Here is a 17,181-nt window from a genome sequence, read left to right on the forward strand (position 1 = left end):
TGCAATACATAAGCTTAGGAGGATATATGATGACAAAACTTGAAGCGTTAAGAGAACAATTAAACACAAATCATGTGGACGGCATAATTGTAATGAGTCCATACAACCGCCGCTATTTGACTGGTTTTACCGGTACAGCTGGTGTTGTGCTGGTTACTGAAGATCGTGCGGTGTTTATTACAGACTTCCGATATACAGCACAAGCAGCAGAACAAATCTCTGGATTTGAGGTTATCGAACATAAAGGTCCGATCCACGAAGAAGTGGCCGCTCAAGTGAAGAAAGATGGACTGAAAAGCGTTGCTTTCGAGAAGGATCATGTCACGTTCAGCCAATATGAAACCTGGAATGATGCCCTTGATGCGAAACTTATCCCTGTTTCTGGTCTGGTGGAAAAGATGCGGCTGATTAAGTCGCCTGAGGAAATTGAAGTGATCCAGGAAGCAGTGGATATAGCGGATGCTGCTTTTACTCATATCCAATCTTATATCAAACCAGGGGTAAGAGAAATTGATGTTTCTAACGAATTGGAATTTTTTATGCGCAAAAAGGGTGCGGTATCATCTTCCTTTGACATCATCGTGGCATCCGGTTATCGTTCGGCATTGCCTCATGGCGTGGCAAGCGATAAAATAATCGAAACTGGTGAGTTGGTAACACTGGACTTTGGTGCCTACTATAAAGGATATTGCTCAGATATTACACGTACGGTTGCCATAGGTGAAGTGGACGAAAAGTTGAAAAAGATATATCATACAGTATTAGAAGCCCAATTACGTGGAGTGAATCATATAAAACCTGGCATGACAGGTATTGAAGCTGACGCCTTGACCCGTGATTATATTAAATCGGAAGGATTCGGTGATTACTTCGGTCATTCAACGGGACATGGAATGGGTATGGAAGTTCATGAAGGACCAGGTCTGTCATTCCGATCTGACCAGAAGCTTGAACCAGGGATGGTTGTTACCGTTGAACCGGGTATATATGTAGCTGGTACTGGTGGAACACGGATTGAGGACGATATTGTGATTACCGAAGACGGCAATCGAATTTTGAGCAAGTCAACGAAAGAACTGATCGTGTTATAATGATCGGGGATAACAACTTTATGTGGGAGGAAATATAATGATTTCAGTGAATGATTTTAAGACAGGATTGACAATTGAGGTTGATAATGACATTTGGCAGGTGATTGAATTTCAACACGTGAAACCAGGAAAAGGCTCGGCTTTTGTTCGTTCGAAACTTAGAAGTATGCGTAGTGGTAATATTCAGGAGAAGACATTCCGGGCAGGAGAAAAAGTAGAAAAAGCACACCTTGACAATGATAAAATGCAGTATCTCTATTCAGATGGTGATACGCATGCTTTTATGAATATGGAAACATTTGAACAAATCGAATTACAGACAAACCAAATTAAACAGCAGCTAAAATACCTCCTTGAGAATATGGAAGTTCAAATAATGACATACAACGGTGAAATTCTTGGTGTTGAAGTTCCTAATACTGTTAAACTTAAAGTGACGGAAACAGAACCGGGTATAAAGGGAGATACCGCTTCAGGCGGCACAAAACCGGCAACGGTTGAAACAGGATTGACTGTTCAGGTACCTTTTTTTGTGAACGAAGATGATTATCTGATCATCGATACAAGAGAAGGTAAGTATGTTTCACGAGGCTAAACTGGTGGAAAACGCAGTTGTAAGAATGTGATTTGCAATTGTGTTTTATCAGATACATTCTTAATGAAGAGGTGATTGACATGGATGAGAAGCAGGTAACCATCTCGGATTCTGTCACAGCGAATTTCCAAAAATTTTCGGAGTATGTTGTGTGTGTTGAAGTGATGAAGAATGGTAAATCGACAGGTTCATTCTGCACGGATGTCAGCGCGTTTGATGAATGGGATGAAGACGAGATGAAAGACCTCGTCAATAGTCACCTTGCTCAGGTCACTCAGTCGGATTGGATTAAGGGCGATGAAACAATCACCCTGGAGAACGGTTTTACAGTCAGTTACAGTAAGCATTGGGACGATTTTTACTGCGTGAATGTATTTGATGGTAATGAGGAAGTCAGCTCGTTTTGTGCGGATAGGGAATCTTTTGAAGAATGGACAGAAAGTAAGGATCAACTGCTGAATGTCATTCGATCACAGACAAAGCTGAACATCTGAATGAGAAGCTCTTTATTGAAGTTTAGCTCGAGATCTATGATTTCCTGCAAGGTTAGTGGTATAATACCTTATTGAACGCACAGCTTCAAAAGTTGCAGGCCTCAGTCTGTTATCAGGAAGTGAACAAGTGTCATTAAGGAGCGAATGTACATGGAGTGGTCAGATTTAACAGAAGGGGCAAAAGCTGTCCTGGAACAAACAAGAAACATTAAGAATGATAAGATTCAAATTGTTGAGTTTGAAGTTGGTTTTGTGCAGAGTCCAGAAGTTTCTGGAGATGGGGAACCCGTTTCAATTCAAGAGGAAGATTATCAAAGCCTGAAACAATTTACCAAGGAAAATGAATATGGTGAAACCTACCATATGGCCCGGAACAAAAATATCGTCAAAATCATTCTTCTCGAAAAGGGCAAATTTCCGGATAACCTTTCAGACTTTCCGATCTTCCGGGAGTATAAAACTCCGGTGGAAACCCCGGTTGCTGAAGAGGCCGAAACAGAAGATGAGAAAGAAGCACCTGAAGATGGCAACCCGAAAGAATCTTCACAAGAATAAAACAAAGAATCCCGCTCAATATCAAAGAAGCGGGATTCTTTGTTTTATTGAGCGGTAGAAATTTCTTCGAAAAAGGTTCCCTTTTAACGGGAATTAAGGTAGCATATTTATGACTACGTCCTAATATGTAGGCGAATTTATCAGAATTGATAAATGATTTCGACCCCGGCGTTTTTGTCGATTGACAATCAGCAAAGGATAAATACGAAAATGGAGTGATGACCATGTTGAAAATTCAGGAAATCAGAGAAATCATTAAACTTGTAGATGAATCATCGATTGATGAATTCGAATTTGAACAAAACGGTTCTAAAGTTTCTGTTAAGAAACACCAGGGTCAACTCAGCAGTCCTGTTCAATCAGAAACGAAGGCAACTCCAAAACAGGAATCACCAATACAGACACAGGAACCTCTCACGCCTGTCCGTCCGGCAGAGGAGAACGTTGCTATTAAAACAGAGAATGTCTCGAGTGACGAAGGTAATCGCGCTGGTGTTGAAGCGGTGACCTCTCCAATGGTGGGAACCTTCTACGCATCTCCTTCGCCTGATGCAGAGCCATATGTAACAAAAGGAGATAAAGTCAAAGCGGATACGGTTGTTTGCATCGTGGAAGCAATGAAGCTGATGAACGAAATCGAAGCGGAACACAATGGCGAGATCGTTGATATTCTTGTTGAAAATGGGGAGCTCGTTGAATATGGGCAAGAATTATTCCTCGTGAAATCGGTGTAGGTGATGAGTGAAATGTTGAAAAAAGTATTGATTGCAAACCGCGGAGAGATTGCTGTCAGAGTCATACGAGCATGTAAAGAGCTCGGTATCGAGACGGTTGCAGTATTCTCTGAAGCTGACACTGAAGCGCTCCATGTCAAATTGGCTGATGAAGCATACTGTATCGGACCTGTTTCTTCGGCGGACAGTTACTTGAATATGACAAACATTATGAGTGTTGCGACCTTGACCGGAGTTGATGGTATTCATCCTGGATACGGATTCCTGGCAGAAAATGCTGACTTTGCGGAGATCTGTGAAGCCTGTAATATCACCTTCATTGGTCCCAGTGCCTGGGCTATCAGTCAGATGGGGACAAAAGATGTTGCAAGGACAACGATGAAGAAAGCAGGTGTGCCTGTCGTTCCGGGCTCAGAGGGAATTGTGGGTACGGTTGAAGAAGGTGTGAAAGTTGCTGAAACCATTGGTTATCCAGTCATTATCAAAGCAACAGCTGGTGGTGGTGGAAAAGGGATACGCGTAGCGGCGAATGAATCGGAATTAAAAAAAGGTATCTCCGTTACCCAAAAAGAAGCAAAAGCTAATTTTGGAAATGAAGGTGTCTACCTGGAGAAATATATTGAAGATTTCAGGCATGTTGAAATTCAAGTGATGGCGGATAACTTTGGGAATGTCATTCATTTGGGAGAACGTGATTGCACCATTCAACGTCGTTTGCAAAAACTGGTTGAGGAATCCCCTTCCCCCGCTGTTTCTGAAGACGTTCGGAAGCAAATGGGAGATGCAGCTGTCCGGGCTGCGGCGGCTGTGAATTATACGGGTGCCGGAACCATAGAATTTATCTTTGATCATAATACAGATGAGTTCTTTTTTATGGAAATGAACACGCGCATTCAAGTCGAACATCCAGTTACAGAAATGGTAACAGGAGTTGATCTTATAAAAGAACAGCTTTTGGTTGCTTCAGGAGCGAAGCTTTCTTATACTCAAGATGAAGTGGTATTCAATGGATGGGCATTAGAGTGCCGTATCAATGCTGAGAATCCTGACAAACAGTTCATGCCATCTCCAGGGAACATCAGCATGTACCTGCCTCCTGGTGGATTTGGCGTCAGGGTGGATAGTGGGGTGTATCCTGGCTATACGATCGCACCATTCTATGATTCAATGGTAGCGAAACTGATAACTTATGCCCCGACTCGGGCTGAAGCAATTGCTAAAATGCGCAGGGCTCTGGATGAATTCATCATCGAAGGGGTTTACACAACAATTCCTTTTCACCAGAAGCTGATGAGCCATCCGGTATTTTTAGAAGGCAATTTTAATACTAAATTTCTTGAAACGTATTCACTGAATGATCACGAAATGGTGTAAACCAAGAGGAGGATAAAGATGAACGAAAATCATTTGATTCCAATGTCAGAAGACAAAGAGAATTTTGGAAATGTTGAAATTTCTCCGGAAGTCATCGAGGTAATTGCAGGTATCGCTGCTTCGGAAGTCGATGGTGTTGCAGCTTTGAGAGGTAATTTTGCCTCAGGTGTTGCTGAAAGGCTTGGCAGGAAAAGTGCTCATGGCAAAGGGGTTAAGGTTGAATTAACTGAAGATGGTGTTTCCATCGATCTTTTCATCGCAACCAATTACGGTGTTTCGATTCCGGATGTGGGTAAGAAAATGCAGGAGAATGTTGTACAAACGTTGAAAAATATGACAGCGATTGATGTCATCTCCGTTGACGTGCATATCGTTGGTGTTCAGTTTGAAACAAAGCTGGAACCGGAACTGCCTGATAAAAAGTAAATCATCTATGATGCAGCTGTTGCCGGGTATACCGGTGACGGCTTTTTTTACACATTCATGCAGGTTCTTCTTGGCCAACGCTGTCACGAGGCCACAACTTATGCTATGATCAAAAGTGGATATTTGATGTATAAAGGAGATCGAACTGATGAAGAGAAGAGTAGCAAGAATTAAAGCTGTCCAGGCATTGTATCAGGTGGAAATGACCGATGAACCAATTGATTCAGCCATTAATAATGTACTCCAGGATAACGAGGTAACCGATCCATATCTGGAATCAGTTGTTCAAGGTGTTGTGGATCATTTGGATGAACTTGATGATGTCCTGCAGGCATCAATGGACAATTGGGCGATTGACAGACTGGCCAGAGTGGATCGGGCGATACTCAGGATTGCTTTGTATGAAATTATGTATTCTGATGATGTGCCGGTTAACGTCGGGATCAATGAAGCCATTGAGATTGCGCGGGGTTTCTCCAGTGATGAAGAAGCAGGAAAGTTTGTTAATGGTGTTCTCTCCAATGCTGCTAAACGGCTTGAAGAAGACGCTTGATGAAATGACAATAAAAGCAATTTTGTAGGAGGTTTTCAAATGTCGGGGATCGTGATTTCAGGAAAAGAATTAGCTAAATCAAAACGTGATGAGATGAAGAAACAAACCGCGATTCTGAAAGAACAAGGGATCGTTCCAGGGCTTGCGGTGATTCTAGTCGGAGAGGACCCCGCAAGTCAATCTTATGTAAAGGCGAAACAGCGGGCCTGTGAGGAAACCGGTATTCATTCTGAAATGGATCATGTCTCACCTTCGATTTCAGAAGATGAACTGCTTGATAAAATCCGCAAGTTGAACGATGCAGAGCATATCAACGGGATTCTTGTCCAGTTACCGTTGCCAGATCATATTTCTGAAGAAAAAGTGATTGAAACCATTGATCCTGAAAAAGATGTGGATGGCTTTCATCCAATTAATATCGGTCGTATGATGACAGGTCAAGAAGCTTTTTTACCGTGTACGCCAAATGGCATCGTTGAAATGATTAAATCAAAAGGTATTGATATTCAAGGGAAACATGTCGTCGTCGTGGGCCGTAGCAATATTGTCGGAAAACCAGTCGGACAGTTGCTGCTGAATGAACATGCCACGGTTACATATTGCCACTCGCGGACTAAAAACATGCAGGAATTCACACGAGCGGCAGATATTCTTGTCGTAGCTGTAGGAAAAGAACACTTTGTAAAGGGTGAAGACATCAAGGATGGTGCTGTCGTAATTGACGTTGGCGTCAACCGGAATGCGGAAGGAAAGCTCACCGGTGACGTGGAATTTGATAGTGCAAGTAAAAAAGCATCATATATTACACCTGTGCCAGGTGGCGTAGGTCCGATGACAATCACGATGTTACTGCAAAACACGATTTTCTCTGCTCAACGAAAAAGCAGAAAGTGATCTGCAGAAAGGCGGAAACAGTCATATGAGTCAGACATTCTTAAGTGTCACAGAACTGACGAAGGCAATCAAAGAGCAAATTGATTCATCACCGTTCCTTCAGCAAGTGTGGCTAAGAGCAGAGATCTCGAATTTCAAACACCATGCCAGGGGGCATATGTATTTCACATTAAAAGATGCCGGTTCAAGAATCCAGTCGGTTATGTTTGCAGGTAGCAACCGCTATTTGAAATTCACCCCTGAAAACGGGATGAGTGTCCTCGTGAGAGGTGAAGTTTCCGTTTACGAACCCTATGGTCAATATCAGTTATACGTTAAAGAACTGCAACCTGATGGGGTGGGGAATTTATATCTGGCCTATGAAGAATTGAAAAAAAAGCTCGAAAAAGAAGGTCTATTTGATCAGCGATATAAGAAAAACATCCCCCGGACACCAAGACATATTGCTGTCATTACTTCGCCAACGGGCGCGGCAGTCAGAGATATTTTAACCACATTGAAACGCAGGTATCCTGTTGCGAAAACTACGCTGCTGCCCGTTCAGGTGCAGGGAGAAACAGCTGAAGCTTCAATTGTTAAAGCCATTCAGCAAGCTGACGCAATCGACGAATTTGATGTGATTATTGTTGGAAGAGGCGGTGGTTCCATCGAAGAACTATGGTCTTTCAATGAGGAAACAGTGGCTCGTGCAATTTTTGGAGCGGTGACGCCAGTTATATCAGCTGTTGGCCACGAAACCGATACGACGATCAGTGATTTTGTTGCAGATTTGCGTGCACCTACGCCTACAGCTGCTGCTGAGCTTGCAGTTCCGAATCAGGAGGAAATGATCGATTGGCTGGTGGACCGTAATCAGCGTCTCAGACAAGCTATCATGAATCGTATCAGTCAGGAGAAAGACAGGCTTGAACGATTGCAACGTTCCTATGCTTTTCGCTACCCTAAACAGCTGATTGAGCAAAAGGAACAGGAGCTTGATCGTTTGATCGATGATTTTCAGCGAAGTGCATTCCAATCAGTCCGTGATCAGCGTGATCTATTGCAACAGTTGCGCGATCGTCTTCAAATCCAGCATCCTGCGGGGAAATTAACGATCGAACAAGAACGGCTTTCAAGAGAAGAAAAACGACTCAAGGAAGTCATGAGTCAACAGTTATCATCGCATCAGCAGCAATTGATGTTAATGACTTCGAAACTTGATCTCTTAAGCCCGCTGAAATTGATGGGAAGAGGTTATAGTCTTGTATACAATGAAAAAGAACAACTTCTTAAACAGGTGGATCATGTAAACATCAAAGATAATGTTACGATTCATATGATGGATGGGAAACTATTCTGTGAAGTACTCAGTAAGACAAAATTGAACCGGGAACGGGAGGATCTGACATGAGTGAAGAAACAAAAGAGCCGACGTTTGAAGAAGCCATGCAGAAACTGGAAGGAATTGTTCAAAAGCTTGAACAGGGAGATGTCCCCCTTGAAGAAGCGATCGCGATGTTTCAAGAGGGCGTGACATTATCCAATGATTGTCACAAAAGGCTTAAGCAGGTGGAACATAAAATGACGGAGGTCCTTCATGAGAATGGTGAACGAACGGAACTTCATGTGGAAGAGGAGTCATAACAGGTGGGAACAAAAATGGATTTTCATACGTTCTTAACAGAACAGGTGGCAGTTCTTGATCAAAAACTACCAGATTTGATAACGTCCCTCGATTCACCGAAAATCCTTGAAGAGGCTATGGTTTATTCGCTAAATGCGGGAGGGAAACGTGTTCGGCCCGTGCTGCTGTTATCTGTATTGAAAGGAGCTGGTTTTCCTCTCGAATACGGTTATAACACCGCATGTGCTTTGGAAATGATTCATACATATTCCTTGATACATGATGATTTGCCTGCGATGGATAACGATGATTTACGACGTGGAAAGCCGACGAATCACAAAGTATTTGGTGAAGATATGGCAATCCTTGCAGGAGATGGCCTCTTGACAGAGAGCTTCAGTTTAATCACTAGAGATGAACACCTCACCACAGATCAGCGTATAAAGCTGATCACCTCAATTTCCCGAGCGGCTGGACCAGAAGGTATGGTGGCGGGTCAAGTGGCTGACATGCAAAGTGAAGGCAAGCAATTGACGCCTGAAGGTTTAGAAGCTATTCACCATCGAAAAACAGGTGATCTATTGTCGGTTTCTCTTTATGCCGGCGGTATCATTGCAGGTTTTCATAATGATGCCTTGATTCAATTGAGTAAAATCGGTAAACATATTGGTCTTGCGTTTCAAATCAAGGATGATCTGCTTGATATCGAAGGAACGGAAGAGGAGATTGGTAAACCGGTCGGAAGTGACATCGCGAACAACAAAAACACGTATCCTTTACTGTTAGGGGTTAAAGGAGCCAAAGAAAAACTGGATTTTCATTTGAATGCCGCACATGAGAATCTTGAAACTTTACAACATTTTGATGGCGCGCTTCTCGATGGGCTGATTTCCTACATTGGCGAGCGGAAGGGATAATTCTGTTGTCTGACATCTGGGATTCATGATATGCTTGAAGATGCGAGTGGTGCAGTATTCTAGTCGGCTCTCCATTCTCCAAAGCGGGCCTAAAAATCCGCTAAAGGGCATATCGATGAAGTTTCTAGTTTTGGCTTGAGGCGCCCAGCTTTGGGTCATTACTGGGAGTAAAGGCTGTAGGGCGATCCACAATGGCATGTGGGCGTTGACCCTCCAGCCGTGGAGGCCCTGAATGGTTGGAAGTCTTCCCTGACGACCGGACATTCGGGGTATGAACCTGCTATGCAGACTCGGGAGGTCTGTGAGCAGCGTAGCCTGCCTTGAGTGGACCGTGAGGGGATTACAGATGCTTTTGCATCTGCATGAAATCACGTCTGCAAAAGAGGATAGGGAATGGCAAGAGCTGTCGGGGAAAACCCCTAGACTGTTCTTTATTGACGCCCATGGGGGATTATAGTGCGTTCTAAGTGGCAATCCAGTCTGACGGTTGGCGACACCGTCAATACAGGTTTAAAGGGAAACCTCCCGGGCGGCGACGCTTGGGAACCTGCATGGGAAAACCTACTGGACCTAAGGCGCAGTCTTTATCCTATGGGTGACCACTCGTGAATACATACTGATGAAAACCCGCCAGCGGCGGGTTTTCGTGTAAATAATAAATCCTGGATTCGTGGGATAAACCTTTGAAAAGTAGGGAATATAGATGAAAAGTGCTGTATTAAAATCTTTGAAGTGGAGTGGCATTATATCCATTGTTACACTGATCATGGCTGCCATTTTTGCAATTGTTTCCACAGCTGTTTTAAGCGGTGTAAACTGGGCTGTTGGTATGGTCATCGTTTTTGTCATCGTATTTATCGGTGTGTTTTCGGATACAATTGGCGTGGCAGCAACCGCTGCATCCGAAAAACCGTTCCATGCGATGGCTGCTGAAAAAATTCCGGGTGGACGTCACGGTGTGGTTATCACCCGTAATGCAGACCGATTTTCAAATTTCACGAACGATGTGATTGGAGACATTGCTGGGGTTATCAGTGGTACGGCTTCTGCCTATGTCGTGCTGCAACTGGCTATGCAAATGGGTCACGAGGACGGCAGTAGTGTTCAATTCGCCATCTCTATTCTATTTACCAGTGTAGTAGCTGCGCTGACAGTCGGTGGTAAATCCGTTGGAAAAACGATTGCAATCGGTTATTCAACGGAAATTATTTACCAAGTGGGTAGATTATTTTATTTTTTAGAGGTAAAATTGAACATAACAATATTCAATGATAAGAAGCAGCGTAAGCAAAAAGTGAAGTCAACTAAGAGAAAGTGAGGGGTTCCCTTGGACTTGCTAAATGTAAAGGATCCGTCGTTCTTAAAAGATTACTCCAACGAAGAACTCGAAAGCCTGGCTCAGGATGTTCGTGACTTTCTGATATCCAATCTGTCTGTTACCGGTGGCCATCTTGGGCCTAACCTGGGTGTTGTTGAATTGACGCTTGTACTTCACCAGCTATTTGACAGCCCTAAGGATAAGTTTCTGTTTGATGTAGGACATCAAGCATATGTGCACAAAATCCTGACAGGACGAGCGGGGAACTTCGATCAGCTTCGAAAATACAAAGGGCTTTGTGGTTTTCCAAAACGTTCAGAAAGTGAACACGATGTATGGGAAACCGGACACAGTTCCACGTCTTTATCCGGGGCAATGGGAATGGCTGTTGCAAGAGATTTGAAAGGCGAGGATTCCCATGTCGTTCCAGTGATTGGTGATGGTGCTCTTACCGGAGGCATGGCGCTGGAAGCGCTTAATCATATCGGTCATGAGCAAACGGACATGGTTGTTATTCTAAACGATAACGAAATGTCGATAGCGCCCAATGTAGGTGCACTTCATTCGATGCTGGGTCGAATGCGTACAGCTGGAAAATACCAAAAAGCGAAAGAAGATCTGGAAATGCTGATCCGAAAGATTCCTGCTTTTGGTGGACGACTCGCAGCAACTGCTGAGCGAGTTAAGGACAGCATGAAATACCTGCTCGTTTCCGGCATGTTTTTCGAAGAGATGGGTTTTACGTATCTTGGTCCTGTAGACGGACACGACCTTGAAGACCTTAAGAAGAATGTGAACTATGCCAAAAAGACAAAAGGTCCCGTTATCGTTCATGTGATCACGAAAAAAGGCAAAGGCTATGGTCCCGCCGAGAATGACGCTAAAGGAACCTGGCATGGACTGGGACCATATAAAATTGAATCCGGGGAAGTTGTAAAAAAACCAGGCCCCCCATCTTACAGCGGTGTATTTGCCAGTACCTTAAAGAAACTCGCAACAGACGACGATCGTATTGTTGCCATTACGGCAGCAATGCCAGGGGGAACGGGGCTTGATAAATTTGCTCAAGAGTTCCCAAAACGGACATTTGATGTGGGGATAGCGGAGCAGCATGCCACAACGATGTCTGCAGGTCTCGCAACTCAGGGCATGAAGCCGGTGTTTGCCGTTTATTCGACTTTCCTTCAGCGAGGGTATGATCAACTCGTTCACGACGTCTGCCGTCAAAATCTTAATGTGGTTTTTGCAATTGATCGGGCTGGTCTCGTTGGTGCAGATGGTGAAACGCATCAGGGGGTATTTGATATATCCTATCTGAGACATTTGCCGAATATGAAAATTTTGCAGCCGAAAGATGAAAACGAGATGCAGCATATGCTTTATTCTGCTGTCCAAAATGATGATGGGCCGATGGCTGTTCGTTATCCGAGAGGAAATGGATATGGGGTTGAAATGGATGAGGAATTCAAACAAATCCCGATTGGTAAATGGGAGGTCCTTCAAGAAGGCAATGATGTTACAATTCTGGCATTTGGAACAATGATTCCAGTCGCTGAGGAAGCTGTTGAGAAGCTTGCCAAGCTCGGTGTGTCAGCGAGACTTGTCAATGCAAGATCGCTTAAACCTTTGGATGGAGAGATGCTCAATCAGTTTGCAAGTGAACATGGACCGGTTATTACACTGGAAGAATCCGCACTTCTTGGTGGTTTTGGCAGTGCTGTCCTGGAATATCTTCATGAGAATGGGTTCCATCATGTACATGTGGAACGCATGGGGATTCCGGATCGATATATTGAACATGGCAGTGTACCGGAATTACTTGAAGAAATCGGTTTAACCGCAGATGAATTGACAAATCGGGTACAAAAAGCTCTGCCGTTAAAAAGGCAGCGAGCATAAATGAAGAAAGAACGTATTGACGTCCTTCTTGTTGAACAAGGACTTGCCGAATCCCGTGAGCGTGCGAAACGCTCTGTGATGGCAGGTGTTGTGTTAGCGGATGGCGAACGAATTGATAAACCAGGGATGAGAGTAAGCATCGAGGCAATATTGTCGATTAAAGGTGAGGTCCTCCCCTACGTAAGTCGGGGGGGACTTAAACTGGCGAGAGCTATCGAAGTTTTTCATTTGAATCTCAGTAACAAAGTGATGCTGGATATCGGATCGTCGACGGGTGGCTTTACGGATTGTGCTTTGCAGCAAGGCGCAAAGCATGTCTATGCATTAGATGTAGGCTACAATCAGCTTGCCTGGAAGATGCGACAGGATGAACGAGTTACAGTCATGGAGCGAACAAATTTCAGGTACTCAGCTCCAGGAGATTTCACTGGTGAGAGACCTGATTTTGCAACATTTGATGTATCATTTATTTCGATTCGATTGTTGATGCCGGTATTGAAGACGATTATCGTGCCAGGGAGTGATATCATGACACTCATTAAACCCCAATTTGAAGCGGGCAGAGACGAAGTTGGGAAAAAAGGTATCATTCGGGATCGCAAAGTACATGAACATGTAATTGAAGATTTAGTGGAATTCTGTGAAACACTTGGCTTTACTGTAAGAGGTATTGCGCCTTCGCCAGTTCGTGGTGGTGAAGGAAATATAGAATTTTTAATGCATTTAACAGCAGATGAAGTCTGCCAAGTTCCATTTGATCGTAAACACATTGATGCTGTTGTTTCAGAAGCACATTACACTTAATCTGCACAGCCAGTTTATATTCAGCGTTGTCCATCAATTGCTTCAGGCGGTTGCTTGCATAAAAACCAGATAGCTTCAGTACGGCAAGTGAGAGGAAATTATCGCTCGACATTAACGGTTTCCGTGGATTGTCTTCTGCAACTGCAGTAATCCGCCGCCACTTGGTCGAAATTCAAAAAAATAGAACAATTATCAACAAGCTTCAATACAGTTTGATCTCAAAAGGCTGATAAATCAACGCAGCCTTTTTATATTTTTCAGGAATGATTAACGTCGCTGAAAGAATGATGTATAATTGCAACTAAGGCTTTTCACCAATGACTTGGCGAAAAGCCAAGTTTTCTTTAATGACAAAATCCAAGGGCATGATTTTCTTTCATATGATTGTATATTTATAATATGATTGTATATTTATAATAAATCAGATACAATGACAGGGAATTAAGACATGTATGGAGGGAAATGGCTGATGAATAAAGGGCAGCGACATATTAAAATCAGGGATATTATCGGCAATCGGGAAATCGAAACCCAGGATGATCTGGTGGAGAATCTCCGGAATGCCGGCTTCAACGTCACACAAGCTACCGTTAGTAGAGATATTAAAGAATTACACTTGGTGAAGGTTCCGATGATGGACGGACGCTATAAGTATAGTCTCCCGTCGGATCAGCGCTTCAATCCGCTGCAAAAGCTTAAACGGACATTGATGGACTGCTTTATTTCAATTGATTCAACGGAAAATATGATTGTTATGAAAACCCTTCCGGGGAATGCCAATGCAGTTGGGGCGTTGATTGATAACCTAGAATGGGATGAAGTCATGGGGAATATCAGCGGGGATGATACGATTCTGATTATATGCAGACAAAATGAGCAGGCTGAAGAAGTAAGTCAGCGATTCCTTGATATGCTCTGATAGAAAGGCGGAGATCAGATTGTTATTGGAACTCACGATTAAGAATTTTGCAATTATCGAGAATGTAACGATTTCGTTTGAAGATGGCTTAACTGTATTAACTGGTGAGACAGGTGCAGGAAAATCAATTATTATCGATGCCATTGGCCAGTTAATCGGCGGACGCGGGTCTGCTGATTTTGTTCGTCATCAAAGCAAGCGGGCTGAAATCGAAGGTGTCTTTTCCACTAGTAATGCTGTAGATAAGGAGCTTCAGCATTTATTTACGGAACTTGATATTCCGATCGATGAAGACGGAACTGTACTTCTTCGCAGGGAAATTACAAGTCAGGGTAAGAGTATCTGCAGAATTAATGGAAAGCTGACAACCTTGGGGATTTTAAGGCAAATAGGTCAAACGCTGGTTGATATCCATGGGCAACATGAACACCAAAGACTTCTGCAACAGGATCAGCACATTCAGTTTCTCGATCGCTTTGCAGGGAAGTCGATGGAAAAAGCAAAACTCGAGTATCATCATGTCTATAAAGACTACATGCAAAAGAAAAAACAAATGAAGCAATTCTCGGAGAATGAACAAGAGCTCGCACAGCGACTTGATCTTTTGAGATATCAGTATGAAGAGATATCGGGAGCAGAGCTTTCGCCAGGGGAGGATACAGAGCTGATTGAGGAGAAAAAGATCCTCGAGAACAGTGAACAACTTTACTCCTCAGCAAGAGGAGCGTATGATGCTTTGTATGGTGATGGAAAAGGTTTGGAATGGGTAATGACCGCGATGCATCAGGTGGAAGATGCAGCTAAGGTGGATGACAATTTACAAGAGTTAAAAGAAAGTGTAGCCAATCAGTATTTCTTACTAGAAGAAGCTTCCTTTTCATTACGGGATTATTTTGAACAGATTTCTTTTGATTCGGAGCGATTAAATGAAATTGAAGGCAGGCTATCTGAAGTCCAACAGCTAAAAAGAAAATATGGTTCGACTGTTGATGAAATATTGGAATACGCTTCACGGATCGAAGAAGAAATGGACACACTTTCAAACCGTGAACAACGGATGGAAAAGTGGCAAGAAGAACTGAATGCATTGCACAAAGATCTGATGATTGAAGCGAATCACTTGTCTGATCTAAGGCGTAACGCAGCAGTTAAACTTGAAAAACAAATTTCCCAACAGTTAAAGTCGCTTTACATGAAAGATACGGTATTCAATGTCGTATTTGAAAAACAAAGTACGACTCAATCTGATGGAGGCATAACAAAAGAAGGGATTGATCGTGTATCTTTCCAGGTTGCGACCAATAAAGGAGAACCCCTTAAATCGTTGGCTAAAACTGCATCAGGTGGAGAGATTTCAAGATTGATCCTCGCTTTGAAATCGATATTATCCAAGCATGAAGGTGTTACATCCCTGATTTTTGATGAAGTTGACACGGGCGTGAGTGGACGTGTTGCCCAAGCGATTGCAGAGAAAATACATGGCATATCAAGATCATCGCAAGTGCTCTGTATTACACACTTACCTCAAGTGGCTGCAATGGCAGATACTCATCTTTTCATTTCGAAAACTGCCCAGAAAAACCGCACTGTGACACATGTCAATCCATTAACGGAAAAAGAAAAGACTGAGGAAATAAGTCGTATGATTTCCGGTGTTGAAATAACAGATTTAACTCGGCAGCATGCAGAAGAGTTGATTGTTCAAGCCAGTCGAATGAAATAAGTGCTGAAAGTAACAGGTTCTGAATGTAAAAAAGCAAATCGATCACCGTTTTTTCACATTCTGCCTATTGATTACAGGGGGTATATGGTATAATTTGATTTAGAAATAGAGGCGTTGGAAGAATTGACCGGTAAAAGGCAGGAGATAATAGTGGGGAAACTTCGAATTGCAATCGCCGATGACAATCGGGAATTGATCGAACTAGTGGATGAATATGTCAAGACTCAAGATGACATGGTTTTAGTAGCCCATGCATACAATGGGCAGGAATGTATGAAGATGATCAAACAGACTGAGATGGACATCCTTATTTTGGATATCATAATGCCTCATATGGATGGTATGTCCGTACTTGAAGAAATTCAGGATATCAAGGAAGAGGAACGCCCGAGGGTCGTGATGCTAACTGCTTTCGGTCATGAAGATTATACAAAAAAAAGCCGTTGAACTTGGAGCATCATATTATGTTTTAAAACCATTTGATATGGATACCTTAATGAAGAAAGTTAAACAGGTATGGTATATGCCAAATACGCAGCGTCAAACTGCAAATAGTGAAATTAATCAGTCGACGCTCGATCAGGCTGTATCTCATTTGCTCCGTGAAATAGGCGTTCCTGCTCATATCAAGGGGTACCATTACCTTCGGGAAGCAATCACGATGGTCTATGAGAATGTGGATTTATTAAGTTCGATTACTAAAATCCTTTATCCTGAAATCGCAATTCGTTTCGACACGACTGCTAGCCGTGTAGAGCGCGCAATTCGTCATGCCATCGAGGTGGCTTGGGGCAGAGGCAATGTGGAAGCGATCGCAGAGACGTTCAGCCATACGATCAACAAAACGAAATCAAAACCAACAAATTCAGAATTCATTGCCATGATGGCTGATCGCATTCGCCGTGAATGGACGAATGCTTGAACTGAATTTAAAAAGCACCTGAGAGGAATTCAATCCTTCACGGGTGCTTTTTTTTGAAAACGGACGGCAACTTTATTGTTTTTTCGATCTCTGTGGAGAATGAAACCGCCAATGAACCAGACGCCGGCAATAAAAGCAATCAGACCGGCTAAAAATTGCAATGTACCTCCAGGGTAAGGCCAGTTGATGATTTGAAACAATGTGTCACGCATTAATTTAATGCCGTATCCGGCAAGGGCGATAGGAATGAGTAAAACGATCAATGCAAGAAATCGCTGAATAGTCATAAACGGACGCTTCCTTTCAACAAAATATATCAACAGGAAAAAAGATTCCTGATAAATAGTTTACTTCAGATTT

General features: G+C 43.0%; 18 protein-coding genes and 1 pseudogene. 18 read left to right on the forward strand and 1 reads right to left on the reverse strand.

From position 1 onward, the window contains the following. Positions 1-29 precede the first annotated feature (29 nt). From BBEV_RS06485 to spo0A, 18 genes and pseudogenes are all read left to right on the forward strand, one after another. The gene (locus BBEV_RS06485; RefSeq protein ID WP_069364725.1) at positions 30-1,091 is read left to right on the forward strand and encodes a M24 family metallopeptidase; all 1,062 of its coding nucleotides are present in this window, start codon (positions 30-32) and stop codon (positions 1,089-1,091) included. Between the two features lie 37 nt (positions 1,092-1,128). After that, complete coding sequence (gene efp, locus BBEV_RS06490; RefSeq protein WP_069364726.1) at positions 1,129-1,686, forward strand: elongation factor P; 558 nt, start codon at positions 1,129-1,131, stop codon at positions 1,684-1,686. 80 nt (positions 1,687-1,766) lie between these two features. Next, the gene (locus BBEV_RS06495) at positions 1,767-2,180 is read left to right on the forward strand and encodes a hypothetical protein (RefSeq protein ID WP_069364727.1); all 414 of its coding nucleotides are present in this window, start codon (positions 1,767-1,769) and stop codon (positions 2,178-2,180) included. Between the two features lie 150 nt (positions 2,181-2,330). After that, on the forward strand, positions 2,331-2,735 hold the full coding sequence (locus tag BBEV_RS06500) for a hypothetical protein (RefSeq protein ID WP_069364728.1): 405 nt from the start codon (positions 2,331-2,333) through the stop codon (positions 2,733-2,735). Between the two features lie 224 nt (positions 2,736-2,959). Then, a complete protein-coding gene (accB, locus tag BBEV_RS06505) occupies positions 2,960-3,469 on the forward strand; it encodes an acetyl-CoA carboxylase biotin carboxyl carrier protein (protein ID WP_069364729.1) in 510 nt (169 codons plus the stop codon). 12 nt (positions 3,470-3,481) lie between these two features. Further along, positions 3,482-4,843 (forward strand): acetyl-CoA carboxylase biotin carboxylase subunit, encoded by a 1,362-nt coding sequence (accC, locus tag BBEV_RS06510; protein WP_069364730.1) that lies wholly within the window; start codon positions 3,482-3,484, stop codon positions 4,841-4,843. An 18-nt stretch (positions 4,844-4,861) separates the two neighbouring features. Next, complete coding sequence (locus BBEV_RS06515; RefSeq protein WP_069364731.1) at positions 4,862-5,269, forward strand: Asp23/Gls24 family envelope stress response protein; 408 nt, start codon at positions 4,862-4,864, stop codon at positions 5,267-5,269. A gap of 148 nt (positions 5,270-5,417) precedes the next feature. Next, positions 5,418-5,822 (forward strand): transcription antitermination factor NusB, encoded by a 405-nt coding sequence (gene nusB / locus BBEV_RS06520; RefSeq protein ID WP_069364732.1) that lies wholly within the window; start codon positions 5,418-5,420, stop codon positions 5,820-5,822. Between the two features lie 39 nt (positions 5,823-5,861). Beyond that, on the forward strand, positions 5,862-6,716 hold the full coding sequence (folD, locus tag BBEV_RS06525) for a bifunctional methylenetetrahydrofolate dehydrogenase/methenyltetrahydrofolate cyclohydrolase FolD (RefSeq protein ID WP_069364733.1): 855 nt from the start codon (positions 5,862-5,864) through the stop codon (positions 6,714-6,716). Positions 6,717-6,741: 25 nt separating this feature from the next. Further along, positions 6,742-8,106, forward strand: a complete 1,365-nt coding sequence (gene xseA / locus BBEV_RS06530; RefSeq protein ID WP_069364734.1) for an exodeoxyribonuclease VII large subunit — start codon at positions 6,742-6,744, stop codon at positions 8,104-8,106. Then, positions 8,103-8,339 carry an exodeoxyribonuclease VII small subunit gene (locus BBEV_RS06535; protein ID WP_069364735.1) on the forward strand — a complete coding sequence of 79 codons (237 nt, stop codon included), beginning with the start codon at positions 8,103-8,105 and terminating at the stop codon, positions 8,337-8,339. The genes xseA and BBEV_RS06535 overlap by 4 nt, the downstream gene beginning before the upstream one ends. 15 nt (positions 8,340-8,354) lie before the next feature. Beyond that, complete coding sequence (locus BBEV_RS06540; protein ID WP_069364736.1) at positions 8,355-9,236, forward strand: polyprenyl synthetase family protein; 882 nt, start codon at positions 8,355-8,357, stop codon at positions 9,234-9,236. Between the two features lie 703 nt (positions 9,237-9,939). Further along, the gene (locus BBEV_RS06545) at positions 9,940-10,554 is read left to right on the forward strand and encodes a hypothetical protein (RefSeq protein WP_069364737.1); all 615 of its coding nucleotides are present in this window, start codon (positions 9,940-9,942) and stop codon (positions 10,552-10,554) included. Positions 10,555-10,563: 9 nt separating this feature from the next. Further along, complete coding sequence (gene dxs, locus BBEV_RS06550) at positions 10,564-12,453, forward strand: 1-deoxy-D-xylulose-5-phosphate synthase (RefSeq protein ID WP_069364738.1); 1,890 nt, start codon at positions 10,564-10,566, stop codon at positions 12,451-12,453. After that, positions 12,454-13,257: a TlyA family RNA methyltransferase gene (locus BBEV_RS06555; protein WP_069364739.1), complete on the forward strand. Its 804-nt coding sequence runs from the start codon at positions 12,454-12,456 to the stop codon at positions 13,255-13,257. A 469-nt stretch (positions 13,258-13,726) separates the two neighbouring features. Then, positions 13,727-14,176, forward strand: a complete 450-nt coding sequence (gene ahrC / locus BBEV_RS06560; RefSeq protein WP_069364740.1) for a transcriptional regulator AhrC/ArgR — start codon at positions 13,727-13,729, stop codon at positions 14,174-14,176. Between the two features lie 19 nt (positions 14,177-14,195). After that, on the forward strand, positions 14,196-15,899 hold the full coding sequence (gene recN, locus BBEV_RS06565; RefSeq protein WP_069364741.1) for a DNA repair protein RecN: 1,704 nt from the start codon (positions 14,196-14,198) through the stop codon (positions 15,897-15,899). Positions 15,900-16,049: 150 nt separating this feature from the next. Continuing rightward, positions 16,050-16,821, forward strand: a pseudogene (spo0A, locus tag BBEV_RS06570) (sporulation transcription factor Spo0A). 29 nt (positions 16,822-16,850) lie between these two features. Here the strand turns inward: spo0A and BBEV_RS06575 are convergent. Continuing rightward, positions 16,851-17,108: a DUF2627 domain-containing protein gene (locus BBEV_RS06575; RefSeq protein ID WP_407690243.1), complete on the reverse strand. Its 258-nt coding sequence runs from the start codon at positions 17,106-17,108 to the stop codon at positions 16,851-16,853. Positions 17,109-17,181: the final 73 nt, after the last annotated feature.

Source organism: Salisediminibacterium beveridgei (assembly GCF_001721685.1).
GTDB lineage: Bacteria > Bacillota > Bacilli > Bacillales > Salisediminibacteriaceae > Salisediminibacterium > Salisediminibacterium beveridgei.